The organism is Streptomyces sp. NPDC059455 (genome assembly GCF_042750115.1).
GTDB lineage: Bacteria > Actinomycetota > Actinomycetes > Streptomycetales > Streptomycetaceae > Streptomyces > Streptomyces endocoffeicus.
On the sequence record NZ_JBHYVB010000021.1, the window covers coordinates 54,147 to 71,980 of the forward strand.

Genomic DNA, 17,834 nt, shown 5'->3' on the forward strand with positions numbered 1-17,834 from the left:
CGAATGGGGGTGTTTTCCACAACGCGACGGAGGCCCCGGGCGTAGCCTGACGCTATGCCCGAGCTTCCGGACGTCGAGGGGTTCCGGCGGACGCTGGCCTCCTGCGCGCAGGGCCACCGCGTCGAGCGGGCGGAGGTGGCCGATCCGGGGGTGCTGCACGGGGTGACCGCGCAGCGGCTGAAGCGCGACCTCAAGGGCCGCCGCTTCGCGGCACCGCGCCGCCACGGCAAGTGGCTGATCGCCCCCACCGACGGGCCCACGGTCGTGCTTCACTTCGGCATGACCGGGCGGCTGGTCTGCGGGGCGGACTCCGAACCGGCGGGCCGGTTCCAGCGCGTCGCCTTCGACCTCGACGACGGTCACCGCCTCGGCTACGAGGACCAGCGCAAACTCCAGGGCATCTGGCTCGCCGCCACCGACGACGACATCGACCGGATCATCGGCGATCAGGGCCCGGACGCGCTCTCGCTGGGCCGGGCCGATCTGGACCGGCTGCTGGAGGGGCGGCGCGGACGCGTCAAGGCCACCCTGACCGACCAGGCCGTGATCGCCGGACTCGGCAATCTGCTCGGCGACGAGATCCTGTGGCACTCCCGGATCCATCCGCGGCGGCCGGTGAACGCGCTGACCGACGGCGAACGCGATCGCCTCCACAGCGCGCTGCGCCAAGTGCTGCGCGCCTCGGTGCGGGCGGGGCGGGTGCCGGACGACCCGGACTGGCTCACCGGGCGGCGTGACGACCCGGATCCGCACTGCCCCCGCTGCGGCGATCCGCTGCGCCGCGGCCGGATCGCGGGGCGGACCAGCCTGTGGTGCCCCCACTGCCAGCGGGAGGACGCCTGACGGCCGACCGGGCCCCCGTACCTCGACAGCGCCCCAGTGCCTCGACCGCGCCACCCGCGTCCCGCCCGCCTCTCCCGACGTGGCCGGTGGTCAGGAGATGTAGGCCGTGTAGGACATCACATCGCCCGCCTTCACCCGGTACTCGGGATCGTCCCGGGTGAACGTCTCCTCGATGTCCAGCACCTTGCCGTCGTCCGGGTCGAGGACGATCAGGTAACGGCTCCCGGGGGTGCCGGTGAACCGGAATCCCTGTCCCTCCCGGCCGAGCCGGTCGGTGACTCTACCCGCCGGGCGAAGCCCCTCGAGTCCGGAGAGCAGGGCGACGATGTCCGCCCTCTGGCGCGGTCCCGGGGTCCACACCGTGCGGAAGGACCCGATGGCCGAGAGCAGCTCCGCCGGGTCGCGGTCCGCGCCCGGGGACCAGACGGCGAGATACTCGCGCAGCGCGGAGGCACCGGCTGGGGGGTCCTCGAAGTAGCTCTGGTTGGCGCCGTCGATACCGGGTGGATAGTGCTCCTCGCTCAGCACCTTGCCGTCGTGGACCGTACGCGGCGGGGGACCGTCCTCGATCACCGGGCGGCCCGGATGGCGCGGATCGGTGGCCACCTCCAGCGTGGAACCGCTGCCGTCCGCGTTCCAGCGGGTCAGCGACTCCCGGGGCAGCGTCACCGCGTCCTCGCCCGACTTCATGCTCAGCGCCCAGCTCTGGAAATGGCTGCCCCGTTCGCTCTTCCCCGGGGACGCCTCGGCCGCCACCCGCGCCCGCCGGACGATCTCGGCGAGGGATACGTCCGCCCGGGAGGCATGCGCCACCAGCGGCAGTGGCCTGGGCGCGGCCACGGCGGGGGAGGAGCCGGTGCCCGAGACGGTCAGCGCCAGGGCGACGACCGTCGCGGCCGCCGCGGCCCCCAGGCTCCAGACCGCGCGCCGCCGTACGGTGCGGCGCCGCCGGTCCCGGGACGGCAGCCGCCGCAGCAGCAGCTCGGCCCGCGCGTCCAGCGGCCGGTCCCGCCAGGGGCCGGTGTCGGCGGACACGGGGTTGGCCTCGCGGAGCAGATCCAGTTCGTCGGTCATGCGTGTCCATCCTTGTCGGCCCTGTCAGCCCTCTGGGCCCTGTCGCCCTTGCCGCTCGTGCACCCCAGCGAAATCCGGTCGTCCCGGCGCAGGGTCTCTATCTGCTCCCGCAGCCGCCGCCGCGCCCGGTGCAGCCGCATCGCGGCGGCGGACCGGCCGCACCCCAGCACGGTGCCGAGCTCCTCGACGGTCAGCTCCTCCCACGCCGTCAGCCGCAGCACCTCCTGGTCGGCCTCGGCGAGCCGGGAGAGCGCCTCCAGTACCCAGGAGCCCGGTCGCTCCGCGTCCGGACTCGCCACGGTGCGCCCGCCGCGCGTCACCTCGTGGTGGCCCAGTTTGAGCAGCAGTCGGCGGTAACGGCCCTTGCCGCGCACGGTGTTGGCCAGACAGTGCCGGGCCACCCCGTACAGCCACGGCAGCGGTGACTCGGGCAGTTCGGCCCGGCGCCGCCAGGCCACCGCGAAGACCTCGGCGACCACTTCCTCGACGTCCCATGCCTGGTCGTCCAGCCGCCGTGCCACAAAGCGGCTGACCGCCCAGTAATGCTCACGGTAGGCGGCGTCGAAGGCGTCGTCGGTGCTCATGATCCGAAGGTGTCCGGCACATCGCAGATCATCACACCTGGCGGCGGGCAATCCTGACCGGCCGTCGGAGTGATGATCCACGGGGGGCCGGACACCTAGCGGTCATGAGGAACAACACCGTTGTCGCGGCGGCGCCGGCCGCCCCGCCGTCGCGCCGCCCCGGGCCGGGGGCCACGGCCGTGAAATGGCTGACCACCACCGATCACAAGACGATCGGCACGCTCTACCTGATCACCTCGTTCGCCTTCTTCTGCATCGGCGGGGTGATGGCGCTGCTGATGCGCGCCGAACTGGCCCGTCCGGGTACGCAGATCATGTCGAACGAGCAGTTCAACCAGGCGTTCACCATGCATGGCACGATCATGCTGCTGATGTTCGCCACCCCGCTGTTCGCGGGGTTCGCCAACTGGATCATGCCGCTGCAGATCGGCGCGCCCGATGTGGCGTTCCCGCGGCTGAACATGCTGGCGTACTGGCTGTATCTCTTCGGTTCGCTGATCGCGGTGGGCGGGTTCCTGACCCCGCAGGGCGCGGCCGACTTCGGCTGGTTCGCCTACTCCCCGCTGTCGGACGCGGTGCGCTCACCGGGTGTCGGCGCGGACATGTGGATCATGGGTCTTGCCCTCTCCGGGTTCGGCACCATCCTCGGCTCGGTCAACTTCATCACCACGATCATCTGCATGCGCGCCCCGGGCATGACGATGTTCCGCATGCCCATCTTCACCTGGAATGTGCTGCTGACCGGTGTGCTGGTGCTGCTGGCCTTTCCGGTGCTCGCGGCGGCGCTGTTCGCCCTGGAGGCGGACCGCCAATTCGGGGCGCATGTCTTCGACGCGGCCAATGGCGGGGCGCTGCTCTGGCAGCATCTCTTCTGGTTCTTCGGCCATCCGGAGGTCTATATCATCGCGCTGCCGTTCTTCGGCATCATCTCCGAGGTCATTCCGGTGTTCTCCCGGAAGCCGATGTTCGGCTATGTCTCGCTCATCGCGGCGACGATTTCCATCGCGGGCCTTTCGGTCACCGTCTGGGCGCACCACATGTATGTCACCGGCGGCGTGCTGCTGCCGTTCTTCTCCTTCATGACGTTCCTGATCGCGGTGCCGACCGGTATCAAGTTCTTCAACTGGATCGGCACGATGTGGAAGGGGTCGCTGAGCTTCGAGACCCCGATGCTCTGGGCGGTCGGATTCCTCATCACCTTCGTCTTCGGCGGTCTGACCGGTGTGATCCTGGCCTCGCCGCCGATGGACTTCCATGTCTCGGACACCTACTTCGTGGTGGCCCACTTCCACTACGTCATCTTCGGCACCGTGGTCTTCGCCATGTTCGCCGGATTCCACTTCTGGTGGCCCAAGTTCACCGGCAAGATGCTCGACGAACGGCTGGGAAAGATCACCTTCTGGACCCTCTTCCTCGGCTTCCACGGCACGTTCCTGGTGCAGCACTGGCTTGGCGCCGAGGGAATGCTCCGCAGAATTCCGGACTACCTGGCGGCCGACGGCTTCACCACCCTGAACACCATCTCGACCATCAGCTCCTTCGTCCTCGGCCTGTCGTTCCTGCCGTTCCTCTACAACGTCTGGAAGACTGCCAAGTACGGCGAGAAGGTCGTCACCGACGATCCCTGGGGCTATGGACGTTCGCTGGAATGGGCGACCTCCTGCCCGCCGCCGCGCCATAACTTCGTCAGCCTGCCGAAGATCCGCTCCGAATCCCCCGCGTTCGATCTGCACCATCCCGATGTCGGCCAGAAGGAGAGTGTGGCGTGAGTATGGCCAGAGCCGCCGAGCCCCCCGGTATCGCCGCCGGAATCAACCAGATCGAGGGCTATCTGCTGCTGCAGGGCGAGCGGGACGCGGCCCGGGAACGGGCCCGCCGCCTCACCGGCCGGCTCGACTGGCTGACCTCCGCCCCGCGGGCGGAGGTCGAGCGGGTCTACATCCAGGACCAGCTGGCCGTCACCGAGCGGACCCTGCGCACGGTGGTGCGGCGCTGCGAGGAGCTGCGGGCGGAGTACCAGGAGGTCTACCGCACACTGCGCCGCCGGCTGCTGCTGGCCTGCCTCCTCGGGGCCGCGGCCCTCGCCGGCGGCCTCGCCGCCACCCTCACCGTGCGATAGGCCCCGTCTTGGCAGGCCTCGTCTCGGCCGGGACCGGAACCGTCCCCGACCCGGGGCCGAAGTCGAACCAGGCCGGGGGCGCGTCGCCCAGCGCCTGGCCGGTGTAGTGGCTCCAGAGGTCGGCGACCCGCTGGACACGGGCGTTCTTCAAGGGGATCTGCTTCCGCTTCTTGGCGTCCTCGCCGAAGAGGGCGACCGCGGTGACCAGGTCCGGGGTGTAACCGACGTACCAGGCGGCCCTCTTGTCGTCGGAGACCCCGCCCTTGCCCGCCGAGGGCCGTTTGACGGCGCGTACCGCGGTCGCTCCGCCGTTCTCGATGAGATCCCGGGTGATCAGCTGGGCGGCCGCGGGGGCGATCGCCTGGTCGCCCACCGCCTTCGGCGGCCCGGCCGTCTCGTCGCCGCGCCGGGCGGACTTCACGATGCTCGGGGTGACCCGCTTGCCCTGGTGGTCGAACGAGGCGTAGACACCGGCCATCCTCAGCGGGCTCGAGCCCATCAGCCCCAGTCCGACCGACTCCTTGGTGGCGAAGCCGTCACCGTCGGTGTCCATGCCCAGGGCCCCGGCGGTGTGCTTGACCTCCGGCAGTCCGCCGGCGGTGGCCCCGTCCCGCATCTTGGCGTCCAGGGACGAGGCGGCGGTGACCGGTTCGAAGACGGGGCCCACCTGGTAGTCGCCGCGGGTCGCGTTGGACAGATAGTGCTGGGTGTAGTCCCGGCCGCCGTAGAGCGCGACGATCCGCCCGTTCCTCGGGTCCACCGAGACCGCGCCGCCCTGGGTGGCGGCCGCGTCCGCGCGGGCTCGCTTGCCCTTGGCGGAGCCGTCGAGGCCCTGGTGCATCGCCTTCTCCAGCACCCGCTGTTTGGCCGGATCGACGTTGAGGGTGATGGTCCAGCCGCCCGCGGCGAGCTCCTGTTCGCTGACGCCCGAGGCGATCAGCTCATTGCGGGCCGCGTCCACGAGATACCCGGCCTGGCCGCCGAGACCGGGGGCGGCCTCGGGGGCCACCGGCTCGGGGAAGCGCATCCGCTTCCGCTCTGCGGGGTCCAGCCAGTGCATGTCGACCATGTTGTCCAGCACGTAGTTCCAGCGCCGGGTGACCAGGCGCTTCGCCTTGGGGCTCGCGACGGCCCAGTCGTACTGACTGGGGGCCTGCACCAGCGCCGCGAGGTACGCGCCCTCCTCGACGGAGAGGTCGTCCACGTCCTTGTCGTAGTACGCGCGGGCGGCGGCCTGGACGCCGTAGGCGACGCGGCCGAAGTAGCTGGTGTTCACATACCCCGCGAGGATGTCCTCCTTGGAGTTGCGCTGGTCGACCTTGAGCGAGATCACCAGCTCCTTGATCTTGCGGCTGGCGGTCTGCTCCTGGCTCAGGTAGTAGTTCTTGACGTACTGCTGGGTGATGGTCGAGCCGCCCTGAGTGCCCTTGCCCGTCGCGGTGTTGACCAGCCCCCGCAGGATGCCCATCGGGTCCACGCCGGAGTCCTTGTAGAAGGACTTGTTCTCGGCCGCCACGAACGCGTGCTGCACACCGGTGGGCACCCGGTCGAGGGTGACCATCTCGCGGTTGATCTCGCCGGTGCGGGCGAGGATCGTGCCGTCGCTGAACTTGTAGACGTTGCTCTGCGCCTTCGCCTGGGCGTTGGCCTTTGGGATGTCGATCGAGTAGTAGAGCACCGTGAACGCCCCGATCAGCAGGGCGCACAGGGCGGCCACATAGGCGAGCAGCTTCCGCCAGGTGAAGAACCGCCGGAAGCCGGTCCGCTTCCGCTTGCCGCGTCCTCTCGTTCCGCGCCGCCGGCCCGGGGGTCTGGTGTCCCGTGGCGTCTGCTCCGAGTCCGGTGTGAACCGTACGCGTAGTGCCGTCAGGGGACCTGCCATGCCGATTGCTCCTCCGTCGATCCCGGCCGCGAGGTTTCGCGCGGGTCGGCGCCATCCTCCTCAGTGAAGATCTTCGGAACCGCAACGGACGGTCTCGGCGGGGGCTCGGCCGGGTCTCGACTTCCGCTCGACGATGTATCAGCCGTGTATCGGTCCGGGCTCCGGCCGTTCGGGCTGCTCGGGGCGCTCGGGCAGACGCAGCGTGGCGACCGCGCCGCCGTCCGGTGCGTTGCCGAACTCCAGTGTGGCGCCGATGACTTGAGCCTGGCCGACCGCGATGGTCAGCCCGAGGCCATGGCCCCGGCCGCGCTCCCGGACCCCGGTGCGGAACCGCTGCGGGCCCTTCTCCAGCAGATCGTCCGGAAAGCCGGTGCCATGGTCGCGGACCGTCACGGTCCGGCCGTCCGCCGCCACCGTCACCTCGACCGGTTCGCGGCCGTGGCGATGGGCGTTGACCACGAGATTGGTGACGATACGGGTCAGCCTGCGGGGGTCCGTCCACACCTTCGGGCCGTCCGCGACGTTCTGCCGCCCGATGTCCTCGCGGTCCTGTTGCCCGGTGTCCTCCGCCCCGCCGGTCCGCAGCCGCGCCGACAGCCCGGTGCCCGCGATGGCCTCCTCGAGCACCGGCCCCAGGGGGCAGGGGGACAGATCGGCCTCCTCCGCCCCCGCGTCCAGCCGGGAGATCTCCAGCAGCTCCTCGACCAGCGTGCTCAGCACCCGCACCCGGTCGCGCACATACCCGGCCGCCTCGCCCGGCGGGAGCAGCTCGGCGGCGGTGACCAGACCCATCAGCGGAGTGCGCAGCTCATGCGCCACGTCGGCGGTGAACCGCTGCTCGTCGAGCAGCCGCTCCTGCAGCGCGGCGGCCATCGAGTCCACGGCCCCGGAGATCTCGGCGATCTCGTCGTGCGGGCGGGGGGCGGGGGAGATCCGGGCGTCCAGGTCCCCGGCCGCGATCCGCCGCGCGGTGGCCGCCGCCAGCCGCAGCCGCCGGCTCATCCGCTCGGCGGTCAGCATGCCCAGCGGCAGCACCACGGCCGTGGTCATCAGTCCGGCCAGGATGATGTTGGTGTCCAGCGCGCCGATGTCACGCATCGTGGTGCTCATGTCGAGGCGTACGGACAGGACTTGGTCATCGGCGGGCCGGGCCGCCCACATCTCGGGTCCGTCCGGGCCGGTGGTGAACTCGGTGCCCTGATGGCCCTTTTCCACCAGGCGCCGCAGATCCCCGGGGAGCCCGGGCGCGTCCAGCACCGCGCCGGAGCCCTGGATGGCGCCGGTGCGGGCGTAGATGGCCGCGGCGCGGTCGAGCGTGGTCCTGGCCCCGACGCGCGCCTGGGAGAGTTCGCGGTCGCGCGAGGCCTGGTGCACCAGGACGCCCACCGCGGTCGCGGCGGCACAGGTCGCCGCCGCCACCAGGGCGACTATCCGCCATCTCAGCGTCATCGTCAGCGCCGCAGCTTGTAGCCGAAGCCGCGGACCGTCTCGATCCGTTCGGCGCCTATCTTGGCCCGCAGCCGCTGCACATGGAGGTCGACCACCCGGGTGTCGCCCTGCCACGCGTGGTCCCAGACCCGGCTGAGCAGCGTACGGCGCTCCAGCACCACACCGGGCGAGCCGGCGAACTCCAGCAGCATTCGCAGTTCGGTGGGGGTGAGGGCCAGCGGCTCTCCCGCGCGGCGCACCTCCATGCCGCGGGTGTCGATGGTCAGATCGCCGAAGGCGAGGGTGTCGGGACCGGCCGCGTCCTCGGCCTCCGGAGTCCCGCCGCGCGGGGCGCGGACCACGGGGGTGAAGGAGGCGCGGCGCAGCAGCGAGCGGATACGGGCCACCAGGACCGCGCTCTCGCACGGCTTGACCACATAGTCGTCGGCGCCCGCCTCGAGACCGGAGACCACGTCCAGGGAGTCACCGCGCGCGGACATCATCAGGATCGGCGCCAGGCTGAACTCGCGGACCCTGCGGCACAGTCCGATGCCGTCCAACTCGGGCAGCATCACATCCAGCAGCAGCAGATCGGGCTGTCTCTCCCGGAAGATCTCCAGCCCGGTGAGGCCGTCGCCCGCGGTGGACACGGTGAAGCCGTACCGTTCCAGGGCCATCCGCACCGTATTGCGGATCACCTCGTCGTCCTCGACGAGCAGCAGATGCGCCTCGGTCGGGGAGCCGGGGCCGGGCGGGGTGAAGGCGGTGGTCATCGCGTCGTCCTCGTCTTCGTACGGGTACCCGTGTCCGCCGCTGCGCCGGTGCTGCTCGGCACGGCCTCCGGTTGGGCGCCGGGGGCGGCGGTCGGGGCGGCCCCGCCGTCCTCCGGGATCGGGGGCCGGATGTCCGCGCCGTCCTTCGGGACGGGGGTCCGGGTGGCCGTGCCGTCCTCGGGCGTCACGGCCGCCATGACGTTGCCGTTCCAGCGGAAGCGGGTGGTGACCCGGCCGTCCCCGCCGATCGCGGAGATCAGCAGATCGCGGCCGAAGGTTTCGCCGGTGAGCCCGGGCGGGCCCCAGTGGATCAGCACGGGGCGGACCGTGCGGCCCGAGGCGGTGTAGACCTGAAGCAGCGTCCGCTCGAACGCCGGCAGATCGGCCGCCACCACCAGTTCGTCCCGGCCGTCACCGGTCAGATCGCGGTGGACGGTGTCCCGCAGCGGGCAGTGGCTGCCGTCCGGGCACAGCGAGACCTCCTTCTGCACCACCGCCGGCACATTGGGGTCGTGGAGCAGCAGGTTCTTCGCGGACAGGGCGGCCAGTCCGCCCGAGGGCACCTTGACCTTGTCCACCGGCAGATAGCGGGCGAAGTCGCTCTTCTGACGGGGTGTGGGCAGGGCCGAGGGGGTGTACTGGGGCCACAGCGGAACCGCGCTGGCCGGTGCCGAGAGCGAGGGCGCCGAGCCGTCGTCCCGCACTCCCGCCTGGGTCGCGCACCCCGCGGCGGTCACGGCGGCGCAGGCGGTCACCACGGCGGGCAGGAGGCCGCGGGGCAGCCTGGGGTGGGGGCGTCGTCGCGCGGTGCGCGATCCGGTGGGGAGTGAACGCATGGCCGTCTCAGCCTACTGAGCGACGGAGGCGTGTCACGCGGGACCCGTGAGGTATCGGCCGGGCGGCGGGACCCGTGAGGTAGCGGCCGGGCCGCGGGAGTCATGACGTATCGGCCGGGCCGCCGAAGACGGCAGGCCCGGGGCGGTGTCGCCCCGGGCCTGTTCGGTGTGACGCGACGTCACATGAGGTGCGTCACTTGATGAATTCCGGGCGAACGCGGGCCGGCCAGGTGCCGACGGTCAGCATGCCCGCCGCGTAGGCGCGCGAGACCAAGGCCGCCCGGTTGGGTGCCTTCATCTTCCGCAACATGGATCCCACGTGGTATTCGACGCCCTGTCTGCTGAGATAGAGCTTGGCGGCCATCTGTACGGTCGACGCGCCGGTGGCCACGCCCTCGAGTATCCGGGCCTCCAGCGGCGACAGCAGCTTCTGGCTGGTGGGGGTCGCTTCCTCCTCTGGTCGTTCGTCATCAGGTTTGACCATCACGACGATGGCCGCGAGTCGGTCGGACCGGCCCTGGATGGCCGTGCCGGTGAGCTTGCCCGAGAACACCTGGCCCCGTGAGTGGTAGCCGAGGACGCGCTCGGTGAAGCGGGTGCGCCGCCCGTCGTGCAGCCGCGAGAAGTGTTCCCGCAGGACAGAGGGGGTGCTGGGGTGCAGCAGGTCGAACAGGCTGCGGCCGCACAACTCGGCGGACGAGGCGCCGAAGTGCCGGAAGAAGTCCTCGTCCCCGGCCACCACATGGAGGTCGGGGGCGAGCGTGGCCATTCCGGTGGCGTGCCGCGAGGCGGCGGACACTGCCTGTCCGGGCACTCGAGGGGCACTCTGAGCGCTGTGGGGGAGGGCCAAGAGGAGTCACCGCTTTCGGTCGGTTCGTGACGGAGTGGTCAGTCCGTCTCGGGTGAACCCCCAGGTGACGGAGGGTCGGCGCATCGCGGCCACGCAATGCGCCGGACCCCAGGGGGAATTCAGTGACGGGTGTTAGGCCCGCTTCCTGGTGTATACCAACGCTACAGTGCCTGTGGGGTGCCCGTTTCCAACAGAGTTGTGCCCGTTTTTTGACCGCTTTGCAGACGGAATCGATGCGGCGCGAAGTCGCTGGTCGAAACGTTACGCCGCGGCCTTGGCGGATCTACGCGTTCGTGAACGGCTCCCGGAACGGGCGCTCCTCGAACTCGAGCGACCCGCGGTGCGACCCTCGCCGCGGCCCTCGCCGCGCCGCTCGGACGGCTCGGCCATGATGCCGCCCTTGCGCAGCACCGCGTAACCGACCCCGATACCGAGGGCCACCGGCCATTCGATGATCTCCACGGCACCGAGCGCGCCGAGCCCCACGTACAGCGGGAGTCCGCCCTTGGCGGGCAGCACCCGGCGGGCCATCTCGATGGGCTTCATCGCGACCTTCGCCGCACCACCGGTCGCGCGGGTGGTGGCGTGGCCGACGGTCCCGAAGGTCTCCTTCGTGGCGTGGCCCACGGTGTCGAGGGTTTCCCTGGTGGCGTGGCCGACGGTGTCGAACCCCTCCTTCGTGGCGTGGCCCATGGCGTTGAACGTGGGCACCGTGACGGTCAGGCTGCGCCTGCCGTCGCTGCGCGATGTCTCCATGGGGCCCTTGGCGGCCTTCGCCGTCCGCTGCCGCTGTGTGGTCTTCGACGGCTTGGTGGCCTTCGTCGGCCTCTTGGCCGCCGAGGGCTTCGAGGCGGCCGACGTGGTCTGGGACTTCGTCGTCGACTTGCCGCCGCGCGCCGGTGATGCCGTCTTCTTCGCGGCGGTCGAGGAACTGCGCTTGCGTGAAGTAGCGGGAGTGGTCACTGGTCTCACATCCACACGGTGATGAGGGATGGAATCTTCTTCCCTTTTCAGGGTAATCGTGATGAACCGGGCGGGCCGCCCGGAGAGCGGAGGTCCCTTGATGTCACCGCTGCCGTCGCTGTCAGCATTGCGCCTGCCCCTGCCGCCTTCGCTGCTGCTCGCGCCACTCAAAAGCGGTGTGGCCGCGGGCGTGCGGGACGCGGCCGGAACCTTCGGACGGCTGGTCCGGCCCTCCGAGCGCGGGATCTGGTCCTACCCGGGGCGGTACTACATCGAGGTCCGCGGGGTGCACGGCATCGGCGGCGAGCAGGTGGCCCGCCGGGTGGAGCGGGCGCTCGAGGAACATCCGCGGGTGCGGTGGGCGCGGGTGAACGCGCCCTCCGAGCGGGTCGTGGTGGCCGTGGGCAAACCTCCCCCGTCCGAGCAGGACCTGATCGTCCGGATCGAGCGCGCGGAGGTCCAGGAGCCCGTCGCGCCCACCGAGGAGTTCGACGAATGGGCCCCCGAGCCCCGCCACCCCTCCGGCGGTGCCAGGGAGTCCCAGTCGCTGACCGTCGTGGCCGCGGACGTGGTGGGGCTGAGCGTGGCCACCGCCCTGCGCCTGGTCCCCTGGGGCAAGCTGCCCACCGAGGTGGCCGCCACCATGTCCGTCATCCAGAACCACCCCCGCCTGCGGCGCCTCGCCCTGGCCGTCACCCGAGGCCGGCCGACCGAGGCGACGCTGCCGGTGCTGAGCGCGCTGACCCAGGGCGTGGCCACCCGGGGCGGGGGGCTCGCGCTCGACCTCATCCAGCGGATGGCCCTGTGGCGGGAGGCGGAGGCGGAGGGCCGGGCATGGGCCGCCATGGAGCCGCACCTGGTGCACGGTCCCCAGGACGTGGTGGCCGAGCCCATCGTGGTCGAGCGGCCCGGACCGCCCCCCAAGGACGCCGTGGAGCGCTTCGCGGAGCGCTCCATGGCCGCGGGAGCCGTGGCCGGCGCCCTCACCGGGCCCTTCGCCGGCCTGCGCCGCGGGTTCGCCGTCGGGTTCTCCTCCGTGCCCAAGGCGCCGGGGGCGGGCCGGGAGGGGTTCGCGACCAGCCTCGGCCGGTTCCTGGCGCTGCGCGGCGTCCTGGCCATGGACCGCAGCTCGCTGCGGCGGCTGGGCCAGGTCGACACCGTGGTGCTGGACGAGGCGGCGCTGCGCGGCGACCGCTACGAGCCCATCGACCTGGAACTCCTCGGCGGCGCCGACCCCGAGCGGACGGCCGCGCGGCTCTTCGACCTCTTCGACTCCGATGAGCCCCTGGAGACCCGCCGCGACAACGGATGGGTGCTCGGTCCCCTGGACCGGCTGGAGCTGACCGGGCGCACCGGGCAGCAGGCCGCGGCGAGGCTCCGCCGCAGGGGCAGCGAGCGGATACTCGGCCTGGCCCGGGGGAGCAAGCTTCAGGCGGTGGTGGGCCTCGCCGCGCAGACCGTGCCCGGCGCCGAGGCCGTGGCGGCCGCCGCCCGGCGGGCGGGCGCCCGCATCGTCCTGGCCACCGACCGGCCGCACCCCACGGACATCACCTTCGCCGACGCGATCGCGCCCTCCGGCGGCCGCCTGGTGGCCTCCGTACGCTCCCTCCAGGCCGACGGCGCCGTGGTGCTGCTGCTCTCCGGAAACCGCCGGGCCCTGGGGGCCGCCGACTGCGGCATCGGGGTGCACCGCGAGGGTGAGCCCCCGGCCTGGGGCGCCCATCTGCTCGTGGGTGCCGACCTGGAGTCGGCCGGGCTCATCGTGGACGCCGTCGGCGTGGCCGCGCGGGTCGACCGGGAGAGCGCCCTGCTGTCCGCCGGCGGCAGCGCCATCGGCGCGGTGGCCGCCCTCCAGGCGCCCCCGGACCAGGCCACCGCGCGCGGCGCGGCGTCGGGCACCACCGCGGGGACCCTGGCCTTCGCCCTGGGCAACTGGCGGGCGCGCCAGCTCCTCGCCCGCCCCATGGACCCGCCGGTGACCACCACCCCCTGGTATCTGATGCCCGTCCCCCGGGTGCTGGAGCGGCTGCGGACCCGGCCCGGCGGGCTGACCCCGGAGGAGGCGGCATCCCGCACCGCGCAGGGGCCGCGCCGGGGCGAGCCCACCGGCACCACCCTGCCCGCCGCGTTCATCGAGGAGCTCGCCAACCCGCTCACCCCGGTCCTGGCCGCCGGGGCCGCCCTGGCCGCCGCCGTGGGCTCGCGCACCGACGCCGCGCTGGTGGCCGCCATCACCGGCATCTCCGCGCTCGTCGGCGGGTTCCAGCGGGTCAGGACCGAGCGGGCGCTGTCCGAGCTGTTCGCCCGGTCGGCGATCGGCGCCCGGGTCCGCAGGGGCGGTACGGAACGCCTGGTGACCGCCGGGGACCTGGTCCCCGGCGACATCGTCGTGCTGGGCCCGGAGGACGTGGTGCCCGCCGACTGCCGGGTGCTGGAGGCCGAAGGGCTTGAGGTCGACGAGTCCTCGCTGACCGGCGAGTCCCTCCCCGTGCACAAGTCCCCGGCGCCGGTCGTCGGCGCCCACATCACCCAGCGCCGGTCGATGCTCTACGAGGGCACCACGGTCTCCGCCGGGCGGGCGGAGGCCGTCGTCGTGGCCACCGGACCGGCCACCGAGGTCGGCCGCAGCCTGGCCACCGCCCGCCAGGCCGCCCCCGTCACCGGTGTCGAGGCCCGGCTGACCGCGCTCACCCGCTCCAGCGTGCCCATCGCGGTCGGGTCCGCCGCCGCGGTCGCCGGCGCCGGGCTGCTGCACGGCCTGCCGCCCACCGAAAACCTCGCCTCCGCCGTCAACCTCGCCGTGGCGTCCGTCCCCGAAGGACTTCCGTTCCTGGTCAACGCCGCTCAGCTGGCCGCCGCCCGGCGGCTGGCCGACCTCGGCGCCCTGGTCCGCAACCCGCGCACCATCGAGGCGCTCGGCCGCGCCGACGTGCTGTGCTTCGACAAGACCGGGACCCTCACCGAGGGCACCCTCCAGCTCGCGGCCGTCAGCGACGGCGGCGGCCCGCTTCCCGCCGACCGGCTGGACGCGCCCCGTAAGGCCGTGCTCGCCGCCGCCCTGCGCGCGACCCCGCCGGCCCGCCAGGCCGAGCCCATGGCGCACCAGACCGACCGGGCGGTGAGCGTCGGGGCGCGCCGGGCCGGGGTCGGGGTGCGGCGCGGAGCGCCCCGCTGGCGCCGTACCGACTCGCTGCCCTTCGAACCCTCCCGCGCCTACCACGCCACCGCCGGGCGCACCCCGCACGGCGCGCTGCTCAGCGTCAAGGGAGCGCCCGAGGGCGTCCTGGAGCGGGTCGTCCGGCGGCGCGTACCGGGCACCGGACGGGCCACCCCACTGGACGCGGAGGACATCAAGAAGCTGGCCGCCGCCGCCGAGGAGCTGGCCGGAGCGGGGCGGCGGGTGCTGGCGGTGGCCGAGCGCCCGATGCGGGACGGTGAGGACCTTACCGACGCCACCGTGCGGGACCTGGACTTCCTCGGCTTCATCGCGCTCGCCGACCCCGTCCGCACCAGCGCCGGCCCGGCCACCGAGCGGCTGCGCGAGGCCGGGGTGCAGACCGTGATGCTCACCGGCGACCACCCCGCCACCGCGGACGCCATCGCGGCCACCATCATGGACGTCCGCGAGCCCAAGGTGAGCACCGGTCCGGAGCTGGACGAGATGGACGACGAGCGGCTGGACGAGCTGCTGCCCACGGTGGACGTGATCGCCCGGTGCAGCCCGCACCACAAGGTCCGTATCGTCCAGGCGTATCAGCGCCTCGGCCGGGTGGTGGCCATGACCGGCGACGGCGCCAACGACGCCCCCGCGATCCGGCTGGCGGACGTCGGGATCGCCCTCGGCCGGCGCGGCACCCCCGCCGCGACCGCCGCGGCGGACCTCGTCGTCACCGACGACCGCCTGGAGACCATCGTCTCGGCCCTGATGGAGGGGCGCGCCATGTGGGCCTCGGTCCGGGCCGCCCTCGCCATCCTCATCGGCGGCAACTTCGGCGAGGTCACCTTCAGTGTGGCGACCTCCGCCCTGACCGGCACCACGCCCCTGAGCGCGCGTCAGATCATGCTGGTCAACCTGCTGACCGACCTCGCGCCCGCGCTCGCCATCGCGGTGCGCGAGCCCACCGGGCACACCGGCGAACGGCTGCTCAAGGAGGGTCCCAGCCGCTCGCTGGGCGTGGCGCTCACCAAGGAGATGCTGCTGCGGGGCGTCATCACGGCCGCCGGGGCCGGACTGGCGTGGACCGCCGCCCGGGTCACCGGCCGGGGCCGCCGGGCCAGTACGGTGGGGCTCGCCGCCCTGGTGGGCACCCAGCTGGCGCAGACCCTGGCGACGGGCGGCATGGACCGGCACGTCCTGATCGCCGGCCTGGGCTCCGCCGCGGTGCTCGCCGCCATCATCCAGACCCCGGGCGTCAGCCAGTTCTTCGACTGCACCCCGCTCGGCCCGTTCGCCTGGGCCATCACCCTGGGCTCCATCACCGTGGCCACCCTGTTCGGCCCCATCCTCGCGCCGATGCTGCACCTCGACAGGACACCGCTCGAGGAGGCGGCGGCGGAGGAGCGCACGGACGCCGCGGACCGGCCGGAGGCCGCCGCACCGCGGTGAGCACCGAACCTCTTGCGCCGCCCGGCCCGAGCGATAGTGTTGAATGTCCCGGTTTGGGATGGCGGGGGCGGGTCGGTGCGGAGGAGGGCGTGATGCGGAGCCGAGAGAGGTATGAGCTGGTCTTCGTGGATACGACCGCCCCGGACCCGGGAGCCGAGGACGTCGTGGTGGTGCACCGCACGGAGAGCAGCGGTCCGGGCGGTCACCCCGTGTACGTGGACGACACCGGCATCGTGCGGGCGGAGATCAGCGACCGCGCGGAGGTACGGATGATCGCCAGCGGCGGTCATCAGGTGCACGCCGCCGCGGTCAGTGCCCGCCCGGTGTCCTGAGTCACCCGTCCGGCGCCCCGAGCCGTCTGTCGTTTGCGCAGGTCGGCGCCGTTGTCAGTGGGGCCCGCTAGGTTTGGCGCCGATGGGAGTCCGAAGAGCGATCGAAACGATCGAGGTGCGGCGATGAGTGATGTGGCGGCGGTGGACGGCGCGGCCGGTGTCGAGCTCCAGTTGGAGCCGTACCGTACGCAGCTGACCGGTTACTGCTATCGGATGCTGGGCTCGGCCTTCGAGGCCGAGGACGCTGTCCAGGAGACGATGGTGCGCGCCTGGCGGGGGCTGGACCGCTTCGAGGGCCGGTCCGCGCTGCGGTCGTGGCTCTACCGCATCGCCACCAATGTGTGCCTGGACATGCTCGGCGGAAGCAAGCGGCGGGCCCGGCCCATGGATCTGACCTCCGCGGCCACCCCGTTCCCGGCCACGCTCGCCGAGCAGCCTGAGGCCACCTGGATCGGGCCGGTCCCGGACGGCCAGGTGCTGTCGGACGGGGGAGACCCGGCCGAGGTCGCGGCCCAGCGGGACGCGGTGCGGCTCGCGTTCATCGCCGCGCTCCAGCATCTGGCGCCCCGCCAGCGGGCGGTGCTGATCCTGCGCGAGGTGCTGGCCTGGAAGGCGAGCGAGGTCGCCGAGCTGCTGGGCACCACCGTCGCGTCGGTCAACAGCGCGCTGCAGCGAGCCCGGGCCACCCTCGCCGCGAGCCAGATCAGCGACTCCGACCCGGTCAAGCCGCTGGACGAGGAGCAGCGCGCGCTGCTGGCCCGCTATGTGGACGCCTTCGAGCGCTATGACCTGGACTCCCTCACCGCCCTGCTGCACGAGGACGCCACGCTCTCCATGCCGCCGTACGAGCTGTGGCTGCGCGGTCACGAGGACATCCGTCAGTGGCTGGTGGGCCATGGCATCGGCTGCCGCGGCTCCCGCCTGGTCCCGACCGTGGCCAACGGCATGCCCGCCTTCGGCCAGTACCGCCCGGGTGGCGCCGACGGCCGCCATGAGCCCTGGGCGCTCCAGGTCCTGGAGATATCAGGGGGCCGGATCACCGGGCTCAACTCCTTCCTGGACACCGAGCGCCTCTTCCCGCTGTTCGGCCTCCCCGCCTTCCTCGGGCCCGAGGGCGTGGCCTAACACCGCGGGGGCCGTCAGAGCCTCGTCCAGCCCCGTCCAGGCGAGCAGCCGCCGCAGTTCGCCGCGGGCGTTGCGGAGCTGGATCCCGCGTCCCAGACGGCCGGCGGTCAGCTGCAGCCGGGTCAGGGCCTCGACCACGGCCAGGTCCGGCCGCCCCACCCCGCCCACGTCCACGGTGACCGGCCCCGGACCGGCGCGGCGCGCCAGCGCGGTCAGCTGTTCGCAGAGCCGTGCCACCTCGGCGCGGGTGATCGGCTGGGCCAGCACCAGCACGGCCGGGGACGGCACGGCCGGGGACGGCATGGGCGGGTTCTCGGGCTCGGGACCGGTCAATGTCCACCTCCTGTCGCGGCGTTCACCGGTGCAGACCGCCCGGCCCGGGAAAAATCATCGGGGAGCGTGCGACCGTGCCGCACGTT

Annotated in this window: 16 protein-coding genes; 7 read left to right on the forward strand and 9 right to left on the reverse strand. The window is 72.5% G+C overall.

What is annotated here, in order from left to right; translation table 11 throughout:
• Positions 1–54 precede the first annotated feature (54 nt).
• Positions 55–843, forward strand: a complete 789-nt coding sequence (locus ACFXB5_RS10355) for an Fpg/Nei family DNA glycosylase (RefSeq protein WP_385204961.1) — start codon at positions 55–57, stop codon at positions 841–843.
• 90 nt (positions 844–933) lie between these two features.
• Here the strand turns inward: ACFXB5_RS10355 and ACFXB5_RS10360 are convergent, their stop codons facing one another.
• Both ACFXB5_RS10360 and ACFXB5_RS10365 read right to left on the reverse strand, forming a co-directional pair.
• Positions 934–1,917: a CU044_5270 family protein gene (locus ACFXB5_RS10360; protein WP_385204964.1), complete on the reverse strand. Its 984-nt coding sequence runs from the start codon at positions 1,915–1,917 to the stop codon at positions 934–936.
• Positions 1,914–2,501, reverse strand: a complete 588-nt coding sequence (locus ACFXB5_RS10365) for an RNA polymerase sigma factor (RefSeq protein ID WP_385204967.1) — start codon at positions 2,499–2,501, stop codon at positions 1,914–1,916. Before ACFXB5_RS10365 ends, ACFXB5_RS10360 begins: the two co-directional genes overlap by 4 nt.
• A 104-nt stretch (positions 2,502–2,605) precedes the next feature.
• Here ACFXB5_RS10365 and ctaD point away from each other — a divergent pair, with 104 nt between their 5' ends.
• Positions 2,606–4,270, forward strand: coding sequence for a cytochrome c oxidase subunit I (gene ctaD, locus ACFXB5_RS10370; RefSeq protein WP_385204969.1), 1,665 nt, complete (start codon positions 2,606–2,608; stop codon positions 4,268–4,270).
• A 2-nt stretch (positions 4,271–4,272) separates the two neighbouring features.
• Positions 4,273–4,620 carry a hypothetical protein gene (locus ACFXB5_RS10375; RefSeq protein ID WP_385205044.1) on the forward strand — a complete coding sequence of 116 codons (348 nt, stop codon included), beginning with the start codon at positions 4,273–4,275 and terminating at the stop codon, positions 4,618–4,620.
• Here ACFXB5_RS10375 and ACFXB5_RS10380 read toward each other — a convergent pair.
• The 6 genes from ACFXB5_RS10380 to ACFXB5_RS10405 form a co-directional block, all read right to left on the reverse strand.
• A complete protein-coding gene (locus ACFXB5_RS10380) occupies positions 4,607–6,502 on the reverse strand; it encodes a transglycosylase domain-containing protein (protein ID WP_385204972.1) in 1,896 nt (631 codons plus the stop codon). The genes ACFXB5_RS10375 and ACFXB5_RS10380 overlap by 14 nt on opposite strands.
• 138 nt (positions 6,503–6,640) lie before the next feature.
• Complete coding sequence (locus ACFXB5_RS10385) at positions 6,641–7,951, reverse strand: sensor histidine kinase (protein ID WP_385204975.1); 1,311 nt, start codon at positions 7,949–7,951, stop codon at positions 6,641–6,643.
• Positions 7,952–7,953: 2 nt separating this feature from the next.
• A complete protein-coding gene (gene cseB / locus ACFXB5_RS10390; protein WP_385204978.1) occupies positions 7,954–8,703 on the reverse strand; it encodes a two-component system response regulator CseB in 750 nt (249 codons plus the stop codon).
• On the reverse strand, positions 8,700–9,539 hold the full coding sequence (locus ACFXB5_RS10395) for a hypothetical protein (RefSeq protein ID WP_385204981.1): 840 nt from the start codon (positions 9,537–9,539) through the stop codon (positions 8,700–8,702). Before ACFXB5_RS10395 ends, cseB begins: the two co-directional genes overlap by 4 nt.
• Positions 9,540–9,732: 193 nt before the next feature.
• Positions 9,733–10,353 carry a LuxR C-terminal-related transcriptional regulator gene (locus tag ACFXB5_RS10400; RefSeq protein WP_385204984.1) on the reverse strand — a complete coding sequence of 207 codons (621 nt, stop codon included), beginning with the start codon at positions 10,351–10,353 and terminating at the stop codon, positions 9,733–9,735.
• A gap of 297 nt (positions 10,354–10,650) precedes the next feature.
• Positions 10,651–11,082 carry a hypothetical protein gene (locus ACFXB5_RS10405; protein WP_385204986.1) on the reverse strand — a complete coding sequence of 144 codons (432 nt, stop codon included), beginning with the start codon at positions 11,080–11,082 and terminating at the stop codon, positions 10,651–10,653.
• On the opposite strand from ACFXB5_RS10405, the gene ACFXB5_RS10410 reads away from it, so the two are divergent.
• The 4 genes from ACFXB5_RS10410 to ACFXB5_RS10425 all read left to right on the forward strand — a co-directional run bounded on the left by ACFXB5_RS10410 (position 11,081) and on the right by ACFXB5_RS10425 (position 17,415).
• Positions 11,081–11,374, forward strand: coding sequence for a hypothetical protein (locus tag ACFXB5_RS10410; protein ID WP_385204989.1), 294 nt, complete (start codon positions 11,081–11,083; stop codon positions 11,372–11,374). The two genes, ACFXB5_RS10405 and ACFXB5_RS10410, sit on opposite strands and share 2 nt — an antisense overlap.
• Positions 11,375–11,452: 78 nt before the next feature.
• The gene (locus ACFXB5_RS10415; protein WP_385204992.1) at positions 11,453–15,958 is read left to right on the forward strand and encodes an HAD-IC family P-type ATPase; all 4,506 of its coding nucleotides are present in this window, start codon (positions 11,453–11,455) and stop codon (positions 15,956–15,958) included.
• Between the two features lie 92 nt (positions 15,959–16,050).
• Positions 16,051–16,290, forward strand: a complete 240-nt coding sequence (locus ACFXB5_RS10420) for a DUF6296 family protein (protein WP_385204995.1) — start codon at positions 16,051–16,053, stop codon at positions 16,288–16,290.
• Positions 16,291–16,413: 123 nt separating this feature from the next.
• Positions 16,414–17,415 (forward strand): sigma-70 family RNA polymerase sigma factor, encoded by a 1,002-nt coding sequence (locus tag ACFXB5_RS10425; protein WP_385204998.1) that lies wholly within the window; start codon positions 16,414–16,416, stop codon positions 17,413–17,415.
• On the opposite strand, the gene ACFXB5_RS10430 is transcribed toward ACFXB5_RS10425, so the two are convergent.
• Positions 17,314–17,748 (reverse strand): STAS domain-containing protein, encoded by a 435-nt coding sequence (locus tag ACFXB5_RS10430; protein ID WP_385205001.1) that lies wholly within the window; start codon positions 17,746–17,748, stop codon positions 17,314–17,316. The genes ACFXB5_RS10425 and ACFXB5_RS10430 overlap by 102 nt on opposite strands.
• Positions 17,749–17,834: the final 86 nt, after the last annotated feature.

Coding starts and splice junctions, on each gene's coding strand:
- ACFXB5_RS10420 (WP_385204995.1), top strand. CDS start 16,051: ATGCGGAGCCGAGAGAGGTATGAGCTGGTCTTCGTGGATACGACCGCC.
- ACFXB5_RS10375 (WP_385205044.1), top strand. CDS start 4,273: ATGGCCAGAGCCGCCGAGCCCCCCGGTATCGCCGCCGGAATCAACCAG.
- cseB (WP_385204978.1), bottom strand. CDS start 8,703: ATGACCACCGCCTTCACCCCGCCCGGCCCCGGCTCCCCGACCGAGGCG.
- ACFXB5_RS10385 (WP_385204975.1), bottom strand. CDS start 7,951: ATGACGCTGAGATGGCGGATAGTCGCCCTGGTGGCGGCGGCGACCTGT.
- ACFXB5_RS10380 (WP_385204972.1), bottom strand. CDS start 6,502: ATGGCAGGTCCCCTGACGGCACTACGCGTACGGTTCACACCGGACTCG.
- ACFXB5_RS10360 (WP_385204964.1), bottom strand. CDS start 1,917: ATGACCGACGAACTGGATCTGCTCCGCGAGGCCAACCCCGTGTCCGCC.
- ACFXB5_RS10425 (WP_385204998.1), top strand. CDS start 16,414: ATGAGTGATGTGGCGGCGGTGGACGGCGCGGCCGGTGTCGAGCTCCAG.
- ACFXB5_RS10395 (WP_385204981.1), bottom strand. CDS start 9,539: ATGCGTTCACTCCCCACCGGATCGCGCACCGCGCGACGACGCCCCCAC.
- ACFXB5_RS10355 (WP_385204961.1), top strand. CDS start 55: ATGCCCGAGCTTCCGGACGTCGAGGGGTTCCGGCGGACGCTGGCCTCC.
- ctaD (WP_385204969.1), top strand. CDS start 2,606: ATGAGGAACAACACCGTTGTCGCGGCGGCGCCGGCCGCCCCGCCGTCG.
- ACFXB5_RS10410 (WP_385204989.1), top strand. CDS start 11,081: ATGGCGTTGAACGTGGGCACCGTGACGGTCAGGCTGCGCCTGCCGTCG.
- ACFXB5_RS10405 (WP_385204986.1), bottom strand. CDS start 11,082: ATGGGCCACGCCACGAAGGAGGGGTTCGACACCGTCGGCCACGCCACC.
- ACFXB5_RS10415 (WP_385204992.1), top strand. CDS start 11,453: ATGTCACCGCTGCCGTCGCTGTCAGCATTGCGCCTGCCCCTGCCGCCT.
- ACFXB5_RS10365 (WP_385204967.1), bottom strand. CDS start 2,501: ATGAGCACCGACGACGCCTTCGACGCCGCCTACCGTGAGCATTACTGG.